At 37.6% G+C, this 19,198-nt stretch carries 16 protein-coding genes; 15 read left to right on the top strand and 1 reads right to left on the bottom strand.

The annotated features are described in order from the left end of the window. Positions 1-238: 238 nt before the first annotated feature. From rpsB to HCB49_RS06790, 11 genes are all read left to right on the top strand, one after another. The gene (gene rpsB / locus HCB49_RS06840) at positions 239-988 is read left to right on the top strand and encodes a 30S ribosomal protein S2 (protein ID WP_003723971.1); all 750 of its coding nucleotides are present in this window, start codon (positions 239-241) and stop codon (positions 986-988) included. A gap of 79 nt (positions 989-1,067) precedes the next feature. After that, positions 1,068-1,952 carry a translation elongation factor Ts gene (gene tsf / locus HCB49_RS06835; RefSeq protein ID WP_185604466.1) on the top strand — a complete coding sequence of 295 codons (885 nt, stop codon included), beginning with the start codon at positions 1,068-1,070 and terminating at the stop codon, positions 1,950-1,952. A 481-nt stretch (positions 1,953-2,433) separates the two neighbouring features. Continuing rightward, complete coding sequence (locus HCB49_RS06830) at positions 2,434-2,619, top strand: hypothetical protein (protein WP_185604465.1); 186 nt, start codon at positions 2,434-2,436, stop codon at positions 2,617-2,619. A 361-nt stretch (positions 2,620-2,980) separates the two neighbouring features. Continuing rightward, positions 2,981-3,199: a hypothetical protein gene (locus HCB49_RS06825; RefSeq protein WP_185572250.1), complete on the top strand. Its 219-nt coding sequence runs from the start codon at positions 2,981-2,983 to the stop codon at positions 3,197-3,199. A gap of 103 nt (positions 3,200-3,302) precedes the next feature. Continuing rightward, positions 3,303-3,542 (top strand): hypothetical protein, encoded by a 240-nt coding sequence (locus HCB49_RS06820; protein WP_185529873.1) that lies wholly within the window; start codon positions 3,303-3,305, stop codon positions 3,540-3,542. A gap of 636 nt (positions 3,543-4,178) precedes the next feature. After that, the gene (locus tag HCB49_RS06815) at positions 4,179-4,673 is read left to right on the top strand and encodes a matrixin family metalloprotease (protein WP_185481492.1); all 495 of its coding nucleotides are present in this window, start codon (positions 4,179-4,181) and stop codon (positions 4,671-4,673) included. A gap of 14 nt (positions 4,674-4,687) precedes the next feature. Continuing rightward, the gene (locus HCB49_RS06810; RefSeq protein ID WP_185481491.1) at positions 4,688-5,308 is read left to right on the top strand and encodes a cell surface protein; all 621 of its coding nucleotides are present in this window, start codon (positions 4,688-4,690) and stop codon (positions 5,306-5,308) included. Positions 5,309-5,679: 371 nt separating this feature from the next. Then, positions 5,680-7,449, top strand: a complete 1,770-nt coding sequence (locus tag HCB49_RS06805) for an ABC transporter ATP-binding protein (RefSeq protein ID WP_185604464.1) — start codon at positions 5,680-5,682, stop codon at positions 7,447-7,449. Next, positions 7,433-9,238 (top strand): ABC transporter ATP-binding protein, encoded by a 1,806-nt coding sequence (locus HCB49_RS06800; protein WP_185481489.1) that lies wholly within the window; start codon positions 7,433-7,435, stop codon positions 9,236-9,238. Before HCB49_RS06805 ends, HCB49_RS06800 begins: the two co-directional genes overlap by 17 nt. Positions 9,239-9,318: 80 nt before the next feature. Then, positions 9,319-9,807, top strand: coding sequence for a CcdC family protein (locus HCB49_RS06795; protein WP_185604463.1), 489 nt, complete (start codon positions 9,319-9,321; stop codon positions 9,805-9,807). A gap of 173 nt (positions 9,808-9,980) precedes the next feature. Then, positions 9,981-10,496, top strand: coding sequence for a hypothetical protein (locus HCB49_RS06790; RefSeq protein WP_185604462.1), 516 nt, complete (start codon positions 9,981-9,983; stop codon positions 10,494-10,496). 42 nt (positions 10,497-10,538) lie between these two features. Here HCB49_RS06790 and HCB49_RS06785 read toward each other — a convergent pair whose 3' ends face one another. Continuing rightward, entirely contained in the window at positions 10,539-11,147 is a 609-nt protein-coding gene (locus HCB49_RS06785; RefSeq protein ID WP_008948009.1) for a lysophospholipid acyltransferase family protein, read from the bottom strand. A gap of 115 nt (positions 11,148-11,262) precedes the next feature. Between HCB49_RS06785 and HCB49_RS06780 the strand changes: the two genes are divergently transcribed. The 4 genes from HCB49_RS06780 (at position 11,263) to HCB49_RS06765 (ending at position 19,180) form a co-directional block, all read left to right on the top strand. Further along, a complete protein-coding gene (locus HCB49_RS06780; RefSeq protein ID WP_185604461.1) occupies positions 11,263-12,387 on the top strand; it encodes an exonuclease SbcCD subunit D in 1,125 nt (374 codons plus the stop codon). Next, a complete protein-coding gene (locus tag HCB49_RS06775; protein WP_185604460.1) occupies positions 12,384-15,455 on the top strand; it encodes an AAA family ATPase in 3,072 nt (1,023 codons plus the stop codon). The genes HCB49_RS06780 and HCB49_RS06775 overlap by 4 nt, the downstream gene beginning before the upstream one ends. An 84-nt stretch (positions 15,456-15,539) precedes the next feature. Continuing rightward, positions 15,540-18,758, top strand: a complete 3,219-nt coding sequence (locus HCB49_RS06770; RefSeq protein WP_185481484.1) for a DEAD/DEAH box helicase — start codon at positions 15,540-15,542, stop codon at positions 18,756-18,758. Further along, complete coding sequence (locus HCB49_RS06765; protein WP_185502343.1) at positions 18,758-19,180, top strand: general stress protein; 423 nt, start codon at positions 18,758-18,760, stop codon at positions 19,178-19,180. Before HCB49_RS06770 ends, HCB49_RS06765 begins: the two co-directional genes overlap by 1 nt. Positions 19,181-19,198: the final 18 nt, after the last annotated feature.

The following is a 19,198-nucleotide window of genomic DNA, read 5'->3' as shown; positions in this document are numbered from 1 at the left end:
CGTACAGTGTCCAAATGAATTCCAGTTGCGAATATGTAAAGATAAATACAAGGAATACCGCAATTGCTCTTGCATTTATAGTATTTTTATGGTATATTAGGAAACAGTGTTAAATCACACACGCACGGTGACAGACTGAGAAGGTGCTTAACGACTTGTTCGTTCAAGTTTTTCAGCTGGTTGATCCATGCGGAGGGCGGTTATCCGCAAAAAATAAACCAATAGGAGGGAATAACACATGCCTGTTATTTCAATGAAACAATTATTAGAAGCTGGCGTTCACTTCGGTCACCAAACTCGCCGTTGGAACCCAAAAATGAAGAAATATATCTTCACAGAAAGAAATGGTATTTATATCATTGACCTACAAAAAACAGTGAAAAAAGTAGACGAAGCTTTCAACTTCATGCGTGAAGTAGCTAGCGACAACGGAACTATCCTGTTCGTAGGAACTAAAAAACAAGCGCAAGAATCCGTTCGCGACGAAGCTATCCGTTCTGGACAATATTTCGTGAATCATCGTTGGTTAGGTGGTACTTTAACTAACTTTGAAACTATTCAAAAACGTATTCAACACCTTAAAAAAATCGAAAGAATGGAAGCAGATGGAACTTTTGAAGTCCTTCCTAAAAAAGAAGTTGTCCTTCTTAAAAAAGAACAAGAAAAATTAGAACGCTTCTTAGGCGGAATCAAAGACATGAAAGGTCTTCCTGATGCATTATTCATCGTTGACCCACGCAAAGAACGTATTGCGGTTGCAGAAGCTCGTAAACTTCATATTCCTATCATCGGTATTGTTGATACAAACTGTGATCCGGATGAAATCGACTACGTAATCCCTGCAAATGATGACGCTATCCGCGCGGTTAAACTTTTAACTGCTAAAATGGCTGACGCTATCATTGAAGTGAACCAAGGGGAAGAGTTAACGGAAGCGGAAGTTGCTCCTGTAGAAGAAAAAGCTACAGAAGAAACTACTGAAGCATAAGATTTTATTTGAAACTTTCAAGGTGATAAGGCACTATTCTTATCACCTTTTTTAAAGAGAAAAATTGGAGGGAAAATAAATGGCTAATATTACAGCTCAAATGGTAAAAGAATTACGTGAAAAAACTGGTGCTGGTATGATGGATTGTAAAAAAGCACTTGTAGAAACAGAAGGAGATATGGAAAAAGCAATTGACTATCTTCGTGAAAAAGGAATCGCTAAAGCTGCGAAAAAATCTGATCGTGTAGCTTCTGAAGGTATGACTCATGTAATCAGCAATGAAAAACATGCAGTAGTACTAGAAGTAAATGCTGAAACAGATTTCGTTGCTAAAAACGATAACTTCCAACAATTAGTTGACGCTTTAGCTAAACAAATTCTTGCAGTACGTCCAGATAGCTTAGAAGACGCACTTAAAACAGAAATGCCTAATGGCCAAACTGTTCAAGATTACATCACTGAAGCAATTACAAAAATCGGTGAAAACATTTCCCTTCGTCGTTTTGAAGTAAAAGAAAAAGAGGACAACTCTGCTTTCGGCGAATACATCCACATGAACGGACGTATTGGTGTTCTTACACTTCTTGAAGGAACTACTGATGCTACAGTTGCAAAAGACGTTGCTATGCACATCGCTGCAATCAACCCTAAATACATTTCTCGTGAAGATGTTTCTTCTGAAGAAGTTGCACACGAAAAAGAAGTATTAACTCAACAAGCATTAAACGAAGGCAAACCAGCTAATATCGTCGAAAAAATGGTAGAAGGCCGTTTGAAAAAATATCTAAGCGAAATTTCCTTAGAAGACCAACCTTTCGTTAAAAACCCAGACATCACTGTAGGTGACTACGTGAAACAAAGCGGTGGTAAAGTTGTATCATTCGTACGTTTCGAAGTAGGCGAAGGAATCGAGAAAAAAGAAGATAACTTTGTTGAAGAAGTAATGAGCCAAGTGAAAAAATAAGTCAATTTTAAATTGATTACTAAAACCCCGCATTTTCTTAGGAAATGTGGGGTTTTTCTTTGGAAATATTTTACATACACTTTTGCTAGAGTCAATAATTTTAAGATTTAGTGAATACTTATACTTCATTATTCACTTATTAATAATTAAAAATGATAAATAATTAAATAATTTCGCGATTTTAACAAATGTGATAACATAAAATTCGAGTGAATATGAACTTTTTGTGAAGCATTGGGAAAATAGTGCATAAATTATGAATAAGAACGGATGATTTGTATTATTTTGTGATTAAAAACACAATGATACTCATTTTGTGTAAGAATAAACCTAAATAAATCTTATTTTTAGTCGTTCGCGACAAGAATCGGACATTTCATTACATTTTTGGTTATACATTCTTTTTTTATGCTAAATTATATTTGTGATAAATAGCACTCATATCGTTGAACATTAAATTTATGAAGGATGTGGATAGTAAATGAAAAAAGTGAAGATGGAAAAATGGCTTATAGGAGTATATGTGCTTACTGTAATATCTTGTATATGTATATATTTTGCAACAGGCTTTCTAATTATGTTGGCATGTGCTTTTATATCACTTTTAGGTACAGCGTTCCAAACTTTAAGATACAGCAATGCAAAGAAAGAAAATAAACATAGTTGAATTATGAAAGTTATTTTACTCAATCATTAAAATATTAAATTGGAAGTGTAGTTAATTTGATACTTGGAAATGTTTTTAGTTATTATGATACTTTATGGGTAATTATTGCTCCAATAATTTTAATACTACTACTTATTGGAGTTATTGCTTACATTCACAAAAGAAAAATAACAATAAAAAAGAAATAGCATACTTGCATGTTAAAATAACTTTTGACATGATATCTTGATTCTTTTGGAATTAAGTCAGAAAGTGGGCAAATAGAAATTCACCTCTTGATTTAAAGAACAATAGATGAAACTCGTGATATACTTAGATAGTATTGACACGAACTTCACCAACGATAAAGGAGAACTAACAGATGAGTAAATCTAAAGGAATTGAATACACATTTATAATTATTATGCTTTTAGCTACACTCGCCTCTCCGATAATTAATGAGGCTTTAACTTGGCCAATTCTCATTTTAGGCTGTTTGATTCATGCTTTTTGTATGGCAGATAAGAAAGATGTTTTGCGTGTAGATCTAGTTATTATCGCTATTCTGGTATTACTCAATAATTTCTATCCGTACAAATAATACTTTTTAGTTATGTAGTTTTTCTGCGCTAAAAATGGTTTAACATCCATCATTTTTTTGCTATACTTGAGAAAGAGAATATTAACGACAAAGGGAGAGCAACATGAAAAAAATCATCAAGATTGTTTTAATTGGTTTATTTATGCTATTTTTACTAAATAGTTTGTGGACGATGATACAGACGAAAGAAGGAATGAATTCACCGCTCTGGCTACAACTCATCTATTTGCTTATTTATGCAGTTTCAGCGTTTGCTACCTATAAGGAGAAGTGGTATGGATTCTTCGTGGCATTTGTATTCGGTATAGTCGTTATGGTAGTGAGTATTATCATTAGTATATAGCTGAAAACCTCGATAAAGGATCGAGGTTTTTTTATTTATCAAAATTAAATATACCGTTGGTGAATATTTATGCGATGGAAATATAATATTTTATATGTTTTAGGGGTTAACAGTATTAAATATTGAGGTGCTATTACCGAATTATGAACATTTAGTGAAGTCTCATAAATCTGATGTATAAAAAAGAAAAAACCAATCTAAAATGAGTGGAAATGCGGATTTTCAGTAACTTTTAGCTCAAAAAGAGTAATAATGATTATAATTAAGGACGTTTTTAAGTCGTTCGCGACGTAAAACAGGCATTTCATTACATTTTTGGTTATACAGTGGAAATTCATGGTACAATTTTTTTGTACCAGACTAAACTTATGCTCTCAAGTGAACATGTTATTTATTAAGTGATAACAATAGGTTGTTCAATGCAATTCCTATTTTTATGATAAATTCAAAAAGAGAGGTGAGCAAGAAAACGAGCAGTAAGTTAGTGCTATCTTTTTAGCAATCAGAACTGGGTTAGACGAAGATGAAGAAAACTGTATTCAAAGGGAAGAATATTAAAAATAATTTTATTTTTAATAGGATATGTATACGGTTTCATTTAATTAAACGATTACTTACAAAGAGGAGCGACACAGAATGAAGAAAATAGTAACATTGTTAGTGGCATTTGTATGTTTATGGACGGTTTTCCTTCCGGGACAAGAAGCGAGTGCGGCCGCAAAAATCAATGGTTGGGATCTAGTGGATTCTAGCAAACACTTGGATTACTCCGGAAATTCAAAATATATGTCTTTTATTAGAAGTGGAGCTAACACTTGGAATGCCTATAAAAAAGGTGTTATTAGACCAGCGTCTGCAACGAATAAATCAGATGTATATTGTAGTGATATTTCAGCAAATAACAATATCAATGCAACGACTTACAGCAATGGGAAAATCACGTTTAACAAGAAAAATATGGATAAAAAGAATAACGCTGGGAAACAAAATGTGGCTACACATGAATTAGGACATGGTTTACGATTAGCGCATAATGCAGCTTCGGACGTTATGTATCAGTACAGTACATCGAAAACGACTTTATCCACAAATGATAAAATTTCGTATGACGCAGCATATAAAAAATATTAAAAGGGGTACACACATTGAAAAAAACAACTATGGGAATTATTGCTTCAGTAGTTAGTATTTTAGGCGTCGGCTGTTTCTTAACAGTAAATACGTATGCCGAAAAAGCAGAACCAAAGAAAAAAGATGTACCAACTTATGCCATTTTTTCCGATTATACACTTGATGTAGATAATCCAAATGAAGTCGTTGGTGACGCTGATTATGTTTTTGTAGGGAAAGTTACAGAAGAGACAGGAACTGCATATAAAAATAAAACACCAATCGAGCAAGAAGATGGTTCGATAGCATATATTGGTGAGGCGTATACAAATTATAAAGTAGAAGTAATTACTAATTTAAAAAATGAATTAACAGTTAATAAAGAAATTTCACTTGAAAAACAAGGTGGGATTCGTGAAGACGGATCTGCTTATGATGTATTTGAAGATGACCAACTGCCGGAAGTAGGCAAAGTTTATATCTTCACTGCATATATACAAGACGATGGCTCCTTGCTTGTAGCGGGCGGGAACTCGACTATTTCCTTCGATGAGAAAACGAAAAATATCGATACGGAAAAAGAAGTTATCAAAACAGAAGAATTTGAGCTGTATGAAGAAGCAGTGGAAAACCAAGTAGTTCCAGAAGAAAAATAAGAAGAAAGCATAACGATATGTACGATAATCGTTATGCTTTCTTTTATATAATAAAAATAATTTTTAAACAATTTGCAATTATTTGTTGCGCTTTCAAAAAAAATCGGTTAAACTAATATCGTTGCATAATAAAACAAAGGAGGAATGGACGATGAATAATTATATGAAGACTTCAAACAAGGCATTATTGCGCGTAAAAATAGAATTTATTTCACCGGACCATTTCAGGGACAAGGGAGCTCTCCTTTAATTTGGTTTTATTTTATACAAAGTGGTGACAAATAAATATATTTTTTCGGGTAATAATGGGCAGAAATAGGTCCATTATTTTTATTTGTCCAATTTTAAGGAAAAAAGGGAGGGATTGTTGTTTGAAAATATATAAAGCATTAGGCTGGTTTTTTAAAGAAAATTGGAAATCTTATGCATTTGGAGTAACGATTTTGTTTACGATTGCGCTTTTGCAGTTGGTTCCACCGCAAATTATCGGTTATACGGTAGATGCCGTGACGAACGACTCACTGACAAAAGATAAATTGATTAAATGGATGGTTATTCTCATTGTGGCAGCGATTCTTGCATACGGTGGTCGCTACGTTTGGCGGATGTTGATTTTCGGTTCTGATAATAAATTACAACGAACGTTACGCTTACGATTATTTGAACATTTTACGAAGATGTCGCCATTTTTCTTCCAACGGTATCGTACGGGAGATTTAATGGCACATGCGACAAATGATATTACCGCCATTCAACAAGTAGCGGGAATCGGTGTCTTGACTTTATCAGACTCGGTTTTAACAGGTGGAACAGTCATTGCGACAATGGCGATTACGATTGACTGGCGGTTGACGCTGATTGCCTTACTGCCGATGCCGTTTATGGTACTCGGAAGTTCGATTCTAGGTAAAAAGCTTCATGACCGCTTTCACGGGGCGCAGGCAGCTTTTTCAATGTTAAATGATAAAACGCAAGAAAGTATTTCTGGAATTAAAGTAACACGGACCTTTGGGCAAGAGAAAGAAGATATTCAAGATTTTGCGAAACAAACCAAAGAAGTCGTTCAAAAAAATATTTCTGTTGCGAAAGTGGATGCGATGTTCGATCCGATGATTTCGATTATTGTTGGGATTTCCTTTGTGCTTTCCCTTGGTTTCGGTGCGAAATTTGTTGTGGATGGGCAGTTGACTATTGGGCAAGTGATTGCGTTTTCGAACTACTTATTCTTATTAATTTGGCCGATGTTAGCATTTGGTTTCTTATACAATATTATTCAGCGCGGGAATGCGTCTTATGACCGGGTACAGCATTTACTTGCGGAAAAAGAAGATGTGCTTGACCATGATGGCGCGATTGACACAGTTCCTGTTGGTGACTTACAAGTGGAACTGGACCAATTTACGTATCCAGATGAAACCGAACCTGTCTTGTCTGCGATTCATTTTGAATTAAAAGCGGGTGAAACGTTAGGGATTGTTGGTCGAACTGGTTCTGGGAAAACATCTTTATTAAAACTTTTAATGCGTGAATATGATACGTATGAAGGCAAAATTGCTTTCGCTGATGTGAAAATTCAAGATTATACGGTTCGAGCGTTAAGAGAAGCGATTGGCTATGTGCCGCAAGATCAGTTTTTATTTTCGACAACAGTTCGAGATAATATTCGTTTTGGGAAACCAGATGCATCGCAGGAAGAAGTGAGCAATATCGCGCAACTCGTTTCTGTCGATGAAGATATTCTAGGTTTTGAAAATGGCTATGATACAGTGGTAGGTGAGCGTGGGGTTTCACTTTCTGGTGGTCAAAAGCAGCGACTTGCAATTGCGCGGGCGTTAATTATGAATCCGGAATTGCTGATTTTAGATGATGCGCTTTCGGCGGTTGATGCGAAAACAGAGGAACAAATTTTAGCTAATTTAAAAGAGAATCGTTCTGATAAGACAACAATCATTAGCGCGCACAGACTTAGCTCTGTAGAACATGCGAATTTGATTATCGTGATTGACAAAGGACAAATTGTGGAGCGAGGAACGCATATGGAACTTATGGCTTTAGGTGGCTGGTATGCGGAAATGTTCCACGAGCAACAACTGGAGGAAGCTTTGGAAGAAGGGGGTGCGGCAGATGGAAGCGATGAATGAGCAAGATGAGATGTTAGTGATGTCCGGTAAAGAACATCGCGAAGTATTAAAACGAATGCTTAGTTATACGAAATACCATATTCCAAGTTTAATTTGGACTGGGGTACTTGTTCTCCTCGTAACGCTTGCGGATGTATTCGCGCCCATTTTGATTAAAATATTCTTGGATGATTATTTAACACCGATGAACTTAGAAATGCAGGCTTTGCTCATTCTTGGAGCGGGGTATTTGGGGCTGACGATTGGGAAATCGGTAGTTTGGTATTTTCAACTACTGTTCTTCCAAAAAATCGCGCTTGAAATCGTTCAACAAATGCGGATTGATATTTTTACGAAACTGCATTCGCTCGGTATGCGTTATTTTGATAAAACGCCTGCTGGGAGTATCGTTTCGCGTGTGACAAATGATACCGAAGCTGTAAAGGATATGTTTATAAATGTGCTTTCTACAGCGATTCAAAGTTTATTTATGCTTGTCGGGATTTATGCGGCGATGTTCGCGCTCAATGTGCAATTAGCGCTATATAGCTTGCTGTTATTCCCGTTGATTGTTTTTATTATCTTCGTTTACCGGAAATATAGTTCGCAGTTTTACCGAGCACGTCGAGAAAAATTAAGTCAATTAAATGCGAAAATTGCGGAGTCGATTTCGGGTATGTCGATTGTGCAACAATTTAATCAAGAGCGTCGGTTAGTAAAAGAATTTGAGAAAATCAACAAAGATTACTATGACGTTGGTATGAAGAATATTAAATTTAATGCGTTACTACTTGGACCGGCAATTGATTTGATTTATGCACTTGCTGTTGTGATTATTCTTAGTTTCTTCGGGGCTGAGTCTTTAATCGGACCGGTAGCAATTGGGACGATTTATGCGTTTATTAGTTATTTTGACCGTTTTTTAGAAGCGATTTATAACGTAATGGAACGGCTGGCAATGTATCAAGAAGCGATTACAGCGGCATCGAGGGTATTTCGGATTATGGATGAAACCGAAGAAGTGCCAGCCCAATTAAATGATCCTGAAGCGAAAATTACGCGCGCTAAAATTGAGTTTAAAGATGTTTCGTTTGCATATGAAGGTGGACGTGATGTGCTGAAAAATATTAGCTTTACGGCGGAACCTGGACAAACAGTTGCACTTGTTGGTCATACGGGGAGTGGGAAAAGTTCAATTATCAATTTAATGATGCGCTTTTATGAATTTGAACGTGGTGATATTTTGATTGATGGTAAATCGATTAAGTCGCACGAGATTGCTGAATTGCGCAAGAAAACTGGTCTAGTATTGCAAGATAGTTTTATGTTTTATGGGGATATTAATACCAATATTCGGTTGTATAATAAAAATATTACCGATGAACAAATTGAGGATGCCGCGAAATTTGTTCAAGCAGATGGCTTTATTCAAACATTATCAGATCAATATAAACATAAAGTGATTGAACGTGGGGCATCATTCTCAAGTGGGCAAAGACAGCTGATTTCGTTTGCTAGGACGGTTGTGACGAACCCGCAAATCCTTGTGTTAGATGAAGCAACGGCGAATATTGATACAGAAACAGAAAGCTTAATTCAAACTGGTTTAAAACGAATGAGAGAAGGACGTACAACGATTGCGATTGCGCATCGACTTTCGACAATTAAGGATGCCGATTTAATTTTAGTTTTATCCAAAGGAAGAATTATTGAGCGTGGTACACATGACAGTTTGATTGCCGAACAAGGGGTGTATCATTCGATGTATCAATTACAAAATAGCGGAATGGATTTAGACGAAGCGCTTTAAGCAGAGAAGTTTATTTCAAACGGTAAAAGGAATATAATGAGGAGCGAAGTGTTACAGCAGATTAGTAGGGGGAATTAAAAGTGTCATTAATCATTTCAATTATCATTACACTTGTTTTTGGAGCTGGAATTATCATGATTCGAATGAAAGCATCGAAGCGTCCAGCAAGTGTGAAAGGGATTATCATACCGCCAATTATGATGTCAACAGGCGCTCTCATGTTTGTTATTCCTTTTTTCCGTGTTTCGTGGATAGATATTTTAGAAGCTATTGCAATGGGGCTTGTATTTTCAGTTATTTTAATTTGGACAACGAAATTTGAAATTCGTCATCAGTACGTATTTATTAAGCGTACAAAAGCTTTTCCGGTTATTTTGATGGGGTTATTACTGATTCGGATCTTTATTAAGTACTGGATTAGCGGTAGTTTAGAAGTGGGCGAGTTATCTGGTATGTTCTGGATTATGGCGTTTGCGATGATTGTACCGTGGCGAATTGTGATGTATTTCCAATATAAAAATACTGAAAAAGCGCTTAGAAAAGTAGAAGTAAGCGGAGAGTATGAATAATCGTAAAAGCATTTTTCAAAACAGCTTGAATTATTCCATATGAATAGCTTATAATGAATAATGTTACATCGTGAGTAATGTTACTTGCCGGATGGGTGAAGCATATCCGAGACTGACGCGGCCAGTTACAAAAGGGCTTCCGAGTTTGGCTTGATAAAAAGGAGGACATCATCTTGAAAAAATGGTTATTAGTAGTTTTAACTTTAGCACTAGGTTTGTCGCTTGCGGCTTGTTCTGGTTCTAACAGTTCTGACAAAAAAGAAGACACAAGCAAAGAAACAACAAACGATAAAGACAACGTATTAAATTATTACATGGACTTAGTAAACGTTATTAACGAAAACAATGGCGATTACAACGCTTATGTAGGAGCAGTTGGCGCAGATCCAAAACCAGCTGAAGCAGACCTTGCAGCTCTTGCAAAACCAGCTAGTGAATCAGCACTTAAAGTATCTGAAGCACTTGCTAGTGAAAAAACACCTGACCTTGGTAAATACACAGATGATTTCAAAGCAGCTGTGAAACAATTAAGTGATGCTTACAAATTAGAAGCAGACGCACTTAAAGCTAGTGGTCGTGATACAACAAAAGCAGACGAAGCAATGGCAAAAGCGGACGAAGCAATTGCTGGCGTATTAAAAGATGCAGGACTTAATCCTTCAAGCATCTCTACTGATACAGCTTCCTGATAATAAAAAAAGACAGCTTCCAATCGGAAACTGTCTTTTTTTTTATTTATTTTTTGTTTGATTAATTTCGTTTTGAAGCTGTTCGAAAGTGTTCATTAGTTCTTGAGATTTAACTTCTAGTAGCTCTTTTTGGTCAAGTTCGGTATCATTGAATAGTACCGGATCGCCAAAACGAATAATGATTTTTTTGCGTTTTAAAATTTCTCCAAATGTTTTTGGTCCGTCATAAACGGCAGGTAGCATCGGAACTTTTGCTTTGTGAGCGATAGTCACAGCACCGCGTTTTAAATGAAGGTTGGTTGTTTTTCGTGTACCACTCGGGAAAATCCCAACTACTTTGCCAGCTTTTAGCATTCGGATTGGTGCTTTAATGGCGCTTGGTCCAGGGTTATCACGGTTGACTGGAAAGGCGTTAAGGTGTGTCATTAGCCAGTTAAGGAATTTACCTTTGAATAGCTCTTGTTTGGCCATATAATGCACTGGTGTTGGCGATAGGGCGAAACCGAGGTATAAGATTTCAATCCATGACGTATGCGTGGACACAACCACATAAGGTGCTTCAATGATTTTGTCTTTGTTTTGTACTTGAAATCGTCCACCAATAATAATTAAAATAAAATGAACGAGGTTTTTTGCGAAATGATAAAACAACTTCTTCACTCCCAGTATTGCTAGTTATTTTTTTAAACTATATCTAGTATACTTAAAAATGACGAGTTTTGCATTAAAAATAAATAATCTCCTGGAAAAAGAAAAGAGGAAACCGATGAAATTTTTACATACAGCCGATTTGCATTTAGGAAAAATTGTATCTGGAGTATCGATGCTTGCGGAACAAAAGTACATTTTGGCACAAATAACGAAGATTGTCGAGGAAGAGCAAGTAGATGCCATTATTTTGGCAGGAGACTTATATGACCGAGCTGTGCCGCCTGCTGATGCGGTAAAAGTGCTGAATGATATTTTAGTGAAATGGAATGTCGAACTTGGTATTCCGATTTTTGCAATTAGTGGAAACCATGATAGCGCTGAGCGACTTTCTTTTGGTAGCCAGTGGTATGAAAGTAGCAAGCTTTATATGAAAGGAAAGTGTACTTCGCAGTTTGAAGGGATTCCTTTTATGGATGCGGAAGTGTGGCTTGTACCATATCATGAACCGGCAATTATTCGTGAGGCTTTTGCGGATAATTCCATTCGCAGTTTTGAAGACGCTATGCAAGCTGTGACGAAACAAATTCGTTCCAAATGGGATCCAAGTAAGGCGCAGATTTTGGTTGGGCATGCGTTCGTTTCTGGCGGGATTCCGAGTGATTCCGAGCGCCAACTTGCGATTGGGAATGTCGATCGTGTTTCGACGAATTGCTTTGACGGTTTTACTTATACCGCGCTGGGTCATTTGCACCACCCGCATGCGATTCGCCATCCATCTATTTTTTACAGTGGTTCGCCTTTGAAATATTCTTTTTCAGAAGCAAATGATCATAAAAGTGTCCGGATTGTGGAAATCGAAGGCAAAGAGCTAGTTAGTGCGACCGAACGTTTTCTGACGCCAAAACATGATATGCGAATTATTTCTGGAACACTCACGGAACTGACGGAAAACTTAGTAGAAAATCCTGATGATTTCTTCCAAGTTAATTTGATGGATGAGGGCGCTTTGATAGATCCAATGGGGAAATTGCGTCAATTTTATCCAAATATTTTACATTTAGAACGTAAAAAACAAACATTAAAAGAAACGCAAGATAACTTTGAAGAAATTATGAAAAAAGATGATTTAGAGTTATTTGGCCAATTTTTTGAACATGTCAATGGAACAGAATTAACGGAAACGCAAAAACAAAAGTTAGCGGACGTTTTTGAACAAGCAAGGACGGAGGATGCTGAATGAGACCAATTAAATTAACGATGCAAGCGTTCGGAGCTTATGCGAAAAAAGAAGTGATTGATTTTGAAAAGCTTGGAACGGAGCAGATTTTCGTGATTTCTGGGAAAACTGGGGCGGGAAAATCAACTATTTTTGATGCGATTAGTTTTGCGATTTTCGGCAAAGCGAATACATTTGATCGGGAAAGTTTTTCGATGCGTAGTCATTTTGCGACGGATAAAGAAATTACTGAAGTCACGCTTGCTTTTAGATTGAAAGATAAAATTTACCAAATTAGTCGGATTCCACAGCAAGAAATTGCGAAACAACGTGGCAATGGAACGACTACTTCTCCGCAAAAAGCCGAGTTATACGAGTTGATTGGCGACGAGATGAAATTACTGGCAAGTTCAGTTCGTGATGTAAATACGAAAATGGAAGAATTAATTCAGCTTAATGTGGATCAATTTAGACAGATTTTGATGATTCCACAAGGGGAATTTAGAGAATTACTCGTATCGGATAGTAAAGAAAAAGAAGTGATTTTGCAACGGTTAGCGCATACGGTTTACTATGAAAAAGTCGAAAATTTACTGTGGGAAAAGCAAAAAGAAGCGGAAATTTTAGTCGTAGAAGCGCGCAAAAAAGTGGCAGAACTTGCTGAGCTGAGTTTGCCTGGTATGGAGGTTGCTGGAAAAACGACGAGTGAAATCAGTGTTTTGCAAACCGAAGCAATGCAAAAAGAACAAGCGATTTTAGCAGAATTAGAAACGGAATTGAGCGTTATTCGCAAACAAACCAGTGACGCTGTTGAAAAAGTCACACTCGCAAAAGAGCAATTGATTGATTGGCAAAATTTAGATGCATATTCGGCGGAAGTAGTGAAGTTGGAAGCAGAAAAAGATTTTTATCAAGCAATAGAAATGCGCATGGAAGCTGCCAAAAGAGCGAGCAATTTGCGGTCTCAAGATGCCCTTTGCATTCGTTTGAAAGAACAATTGGAAGCGGCAGAGAAAACAGAAAAACAAGTGGCGCTTGAGGCGGAACGGGTATCGGATCAATTTTTACATGCAAAAAAACAAAAAGAAATGTTGGCGGAAAAAGAAGTAGAATTAGAAGCTAATAAACGCACGCTGTTTCAATTGGAAGAAATGGAACCGAAAATTATAGAGTTAGAAACGGTTACCGTCCAAAAAAGACGCGCCGAACTAGACTGGAAAGAAGCGACCGACCATTTAGAAAAAGTCGTGAAAAGTGAGCAAGAAATCATTGCCGAAATGCAGTTGATGGAAGCGCGGCTTGGGGAAGTAAATCAAGCGGAAATGGCCAATTTGGAAGCTATTAATGAGCGAACAACGATTGAAGCTAGCATCGAGAAAAAGCAAGAATTAGTAAAAAAACGGGTGAAAATGGTTGCATGGAATACACAGAAACAAGAAGAAGAACAAACGCTTGCCAAGCTTTTAACCGCAAAGTCGGAAATAGAAACAACGATTAATCAAGAAGAAATAAAACGACAACAAGAACAAGCAGCGATACTGGCGACCCATTTGCATGACGGCGATGCTTGTCCCGTCTGTGGTTCTGTGTCACACCCAAAACTCGCGGAATTTGGAGAAGTGGCCAATCTTGAAACACTCGAAGTAGCTAGCGCAAAGCTACGCGAAAAACAAGTAGCGATTGATTCAACCGAAAAAGCGATCAGCCAGCTCGAATGGCAACTAAGTGAATGGGCAGATATCGCGGATGTGCACCTAGCCGAGCTCGAACAAGCATTAGCTGAAAACATCCAACAAAGAAAGAATGTAACGGAAGAAATAGAAATGCTACAAACCAAAATCGCCCAAAAAGAAACAATCCAAGCAACTTTACAAACATTAAAAACCAACCAAAATAAAGCCGAAACAGCAAAAAATACGATTGCCGTTCAAGTAGAACAGTTGCATCAGCAAGTTCAACTAACTACAGGTAAATTAAGCTATTTAGAACAATCAATCCCAGCTGGTTTGCGGGATAAAGCCGTTTTTGAGCAGAAGAAAAAAGAACTAAATGCTAGTATTCAAACGCATATTAAACAAGCAGAGCAAGTGGATACAGCATTTAGACAAGCTGAAAAAGCCATAACCCAACTAGAATCAACGTTACAATCTGCGCAAAAAACAACTTTAGGTGCAAAAGAAGCATTACAAGAACAACGGGAAATTTTTAAAGTAGCTATGAAACAAAATGATTTTTCATCCTATGATGCCTATAAACAAGCACTAATGTCCGACGAAGAACTAAAAAGCCAAGAAGAACAACTGGCCGACTTTGAACGAAAACGTCATTTAGCGATCTCGCGTCAAGCGGATTTAACAGAGAAACTCAAAGATAAACAAAAGCCGAATATCGAACAACTCGAATTCGTGATGCAAGAAAAGCAACGACAACTCAGTCAATCAGAAGAAAGTACTATCAAACAACGCGAATTTGTCGCAAAACGCAAAGAACTGATCGAAAACTATCAAAATAGCATTCAAACCGTTGAAAAAGCCGAAGCAAACTATGCGGATATTGGATTGCTAGCAGATGCTGCCCGCGGGAAAAACGCCCGCAGATTAACATTTGAACGCTACATTTTAGCGATGTTCTTAGACACTATTATCCACCGAGCTAATCACCGTCTATCGAAAATGACGAGCGGCCGTTTTGAACTACAACGAAAAATGGAAAAAGCAAAAGGAAATGTCCAAAGTGGCTTAGAACTTGAAGTTTTTGACGAATACACCGGACTAACACGCCACGTAAAAACACTTTCGGGGGGAGAAAGCTTTAAAACCTCCCTTGCGCTTGCTTTATCACTTGCAGAAGTAGTACAGGAAATGGCGGGCGGGATTTCACTTGAGACCATGTTTATTGATGAAGGATTCGGTACGCTGGATCCAGAATCACTTGAAGCCGCAGTCGAATGTTTACTCGAAACACAAGAAAATGGGCGCTTAGTTGGGATTATTTCCCATGTGCCAGAGCTAAAAGAACGAATTTCTGCAAGGCTCGAAGTAACAGCGACAAATCACGGAAGTACTACTAAATTTATTACCGCTAGTAGCTAAAAGACCGCATGCGTTGCCGTCCCTCGTCTTTTCCTATATAATAGTAGTTTAGAGTAATGGACGGTTTTTGGGAGGAAGAAAGTAATGGAGCACTTTACCGCAATTCAAAATAAAATGATTCCATATAGTGTGAAGCAGGCTGGAAAGAAACTGATGGAAGACGGAGAAATTATTCAGTTTCGTGAAAAGGATGCATCAGACCATTTTTTAACGTATTTTATTGATCAAAATGTTGTAGAAGATGCTGGCAACGAAAATTATGCGTGTAGCTGTGCGGATTTTCAATTAAACGCCATTTGTAAACACATCTACGCAACACATTTAAAAATGGAAAAAGAAAAGCAAAAAGCAGCCAAACAAGATTTTAAAAATCGAATTCTCACGCAAGAATCAAATACGCTTCTTTCCCTTTTTCAACAAAATATGGCACAACAATTTGAAGTGGAAGAGGATAATACGAATAAAACGCCTCTTCAAACCCAATATATTATTCGTTTAAAACCGGATGATACTAGTTATATTATGACGATTGAAGTGAAAGTAGGGACTGAACGGACCTATGTTGTCAAAAACATGAATACATTTTTAGCGGCGATTCGTGATCGGCAGTGGCTCGTATTTACCAAGAATTTTGCTTATGATCCAAATGAGCATTTCTTTGCGGAAGAAGACAAACAAATTCTTGATAAACTGCTGCAAATCAGTGAAATTGCCAAAATGTATGATACGGACTCTTTCTACTGGTCAAAATCTTATGCCGAAGAGAAAAACTTAACGATTCCACCGAGCATGGCGAGTGAGTTGCTAGAACTTCTTGCAGAGCGCGATACGACGTGCATTATTATGAAAGAACGCGTGGAAGATATTAAGTACCGAGGCATCAACGTGCGCCATGACAATCTTGATTTCATTTTCGAACTCAAAAAAAGTGCCGATGACAAATATCAATTAGAATTAGAAGACTTACAGCAAGCAATCTTTTTCGAAGCTTACCAATTACTATTTTTTGATGGGACGTTTTTCATTCCGGCAAAAGAAGTGTGGGAATCGTTAAAACCATTAATCGAATTTCATAAAGTAACGAAAAATGAAGTGGTGCAGTTTTCAGAGTCACAACTCAGCGAAGTCATTTCCTACGTTCTACCAGCTCTACAGAAAAGTGGGAAATTAAAACTGGATGATTCGATTGAAGACCGGATTACCCAACAGCCGCTTGATTGCAAATTATTTATTGCCCTCGAATACGGCGAGCATACGTTACGTCTGGAGTATCATTATGGCAATCAATTATTTGATCCATTTGCGACAACCGAAGAAGAAAACGAAAAAATTATGATTCGCGATGTCGAAAAAGAAGCGCGCGTGATGAATATTATCGAAAGCGCACCCGTTCATTTTTCCGGAACAAAAATGGTCGTTAATAAACAAGAAAAGGATCTCTATCAATTTTACTATCGAACCATTCCGAAACTTGCCGAGTACGCCGAGATTTATATGGAAGATGGTCTCGAAGAAATGGTTGAGGAAAATGTCCGCCCAGTGACGACGCTGGATGTTTCTGGCGACAACGATTATCTGTCTGTTTCATTTGATTTCAAAGGGATTCCGGAAGAAGAAGTCCAAAATGTCCTCGAATCATTGCGTGAAAAACGAAGCTATCACCGCCTTAAAAGTGGTCGTTTCTTATCACTGGAATCAGAGAACTATAAACAAATGGAAGACGTACTCCAAATGCTCGAAGTACGTAAAAAAGACGTTCAAGCAAATATGCAAGTACCGCTTTACCGAGGCATGCAAATTTATGATATTTTAGGGGCGGGAACGCAAGACGAGCATCATAAATTCAGCCGTTCATTCCGCGAACTGTTAACAGATATTACGACGCAATCCGAAGACAACTTTACTTTGCCAAAAGGTTTAAAAGCAGAGCTGCGTGATTATCAGCTCACTGGTTTTGAATGGATGAAATCACTTGCGAAGTATAATCTAGGCGGAATTTTGGCGGATGATATGGGGCTTGGGAAAACAGTGCAAACGATTAGCTTTTTGGCATCTGAGCTAGAAGATAATCCGAACTTAAAACCAGTCTTAATTATTACGCCGGCCTCACTGCTGTACAACTGGCAAAGCGAACTAGAAAAATTTGCGCCAGCTATTCCGGTGACCGTTTTACATGGGACAAAACAATCCCGTATGGCCGAAATGGAAGAGATGAAGCGAGGCCATGTGTACTTGATTTCTTATCCATCATTACGCCAAGATATTGTGCATTTTGCGGATGTAGCGTTTTCAAGCGTTATTATCGACGAATCGCAAGCTATCAAGAATTACCATACGAAAGCTTCACAAGCTGTGCGCGCCCTGAAACGAAATCATGTTTTTGCACTTAGCGGAACGCCACTTGAAAATAGCATCGATGAATTATGGGCGATTTTCCAAACATTAATGCCAGGATTTTTCCCATCGTTACGTAAATTTAAAGAAATCCCTTACGACAATATCGCCAAAATGATTCGACCGTTCTTGTTGCGCAGATTAAAACAAGATGTAGTCAAAGAACTACCCGACAAAATCGAAACAAACTTGTACTCTGAATTAACCGATGAACAAAAAACCATTTACTTAGCTTATTTAGAAAAAATCCAAGCTGATTTAGAAGCGAGCAATGGAAATGCCGGGGAAGAACGAATCAAATTACTCGCGGGATTAACTCGTTTACGACAAATTTGTTGCGATCCAAGCCTGTTTGTGGAAAATTATCAAGGTGAATCTGGTAAATTACTACAGTTATTTGATACAATACAGACAGCAAGAGAAAACGGTAAACGAATTCTAATTTTTTCCCAGTTCACGGGGATGCTTTCGATTATCCGCCAGAAACTAGAAGAAGACGGACAAACACTTTTCTATATGGACGGCAAAACACCGTCGAAAACAAGGCTGGATATGGTTAATGCCTTTAACGAAGGAGAGAATGATATTTTCTTGATCTCGCTAAAAGCTGGTGGAACTGGGCTCAACCTTGTAGGCGCAGACACCGTGATTTTATACGACTTATGGTGGAATCCAGCCGTAGAGGAACAAGCTACTGGACGCGCGCACCGAATCGGTCAAAAACGTGTCGTCCAAGTGTTCCGAATGATTACTAAAGGAACGATTGAAGAACGAATTTTTGATTTGCAAAAGAAAAAACAAGCACTAGTGGATGAACTTATTCAGCCAGGGGAACAAATGCTAGGGAAATTAAGTACAGAAGAAATTAAACAAATACTACAATTGGATAATGGAAGGGATGACAAATAATGAAAAAGTGGGAAGTATTCGCAGTTCAAAACGTCGCGGCAGCCGAGGAAATTATCGACAAATTAGTGAGTGAGGGCTACGAAAAAGAGGATATTTCTGTTCTAGCTAAATCAAAACACAATAAAAATCTAGAAACATTAGCAGAAAAAGAGAATATTGAAATCGAACGTCCTGTTAATGAAGAAGCATTCGGTATTATTTCTGGAATTCTGCAATCCCTAAGTGGCGCTATTGTGATTCCACAAGCTTACAATCCTAAATACGGCGCTTTATACGCAGCTGGTCCTTTTGCCAAATGGTTCTCGAAAACAGATGATAAGTCTGTCAAAAAACTATTAGAAGACTTTGACTTAACAGAAGAACAAGTAAATAAAATGATTGAAAATCTACATGCAGATAACATCTTAATTTTTGCGAGATAATATCGGTGAAAAAGGAGA

Source organism: Listeria cossartiae subsp. cayugensis (assembly GCF_014229095.1).
GTDB lineage: Bacteria > Bacillota > Bacilli > Lactobacillales > Listeriaceae > Listeria > Listeria cayugensis.
This window is presented reverse-complemented; position numbering and strand designations above follow the sequence as displayed.

Excerpts from the sequence above, each read along its gene's own strand:
- HCB49_RS06800 (WP_185481489.1), top strand. The coding sequence starts at position 7,433 with ATGGAAGCGATGAATGAGCAAGATGAGATGTTAGTGATGTCCGGTAAA.
- tsf (WP_185604466.1), top strand. The coding sequence starts at position 1,068 with ATGGCTAATATTACAGCTCAAATGGTAAAAGAATTACGTGAAAAAACT.
- HCB49_RS06775 (WP_185604460.1), top strand. The coding sequence starts at position 12,384 with ATGAGACCAATTAAATTAACGATGCAAGCGTTCGGAGCTTATGCGAAA.
- HCB49_RS06815 (WP_185481492.1), top strand. The coding sequence starts at position 4,179 with ATGAAGAAAATAGTAACATTGTTAGTGGCATTTGTATGTTTATGGACG.
- HCB49_RS06780 (WP_185604461.1), top strand. The coding sequence starts at position 11,263 with ATGAAATTTTTACATACAGCCGATTTGCATTTAGGAAAAATTGTATCT.
- HCB49_RS06765 (WP_185502343.1), top strand. The coding sequence starts at position 18,758 with ATGAAAAAGTGGGAAGTATTCGCAGTTCAAAACGTCGCGGCAGCCGAG.
- HCB49_RS06820 (WP_185529873.1), top strand. The coding sequence starts at position 3,303 with ATGAAAAAAATCATCAAGATTGTTTTAATTGGTTTATTTATGCTATTT.
- HCB49_RS06770 (WP_185481484.1), top strand. The coding sequence starts at position 15,540 with ATGGAGCACTTTACCGCAATTCAAAATAAAATGATTCCATATAGTGTG.
- rpsB (WP_003723971.1), top strand. The coding sequence starts at position 239 with ATGCCTGTTATTTCAATGAAACAATTATTAGAAGCTGGCGTTCACTTC.
- HCB49_RS06825 (WP_185572250.1), top strand. The coding sequence starts at position 2,981 with ATGAGTAAATCTAAAGGAATTGAATACACATTTATAATTATTATGCTT.
- HCB49_RS06830 (WP_185604465.1), top strand. The coding sequence starts at position 2,434 with ATGAAAAAAGTGAAGATGGAAAAATGGCTTATAGGAGTATATGTGCTT.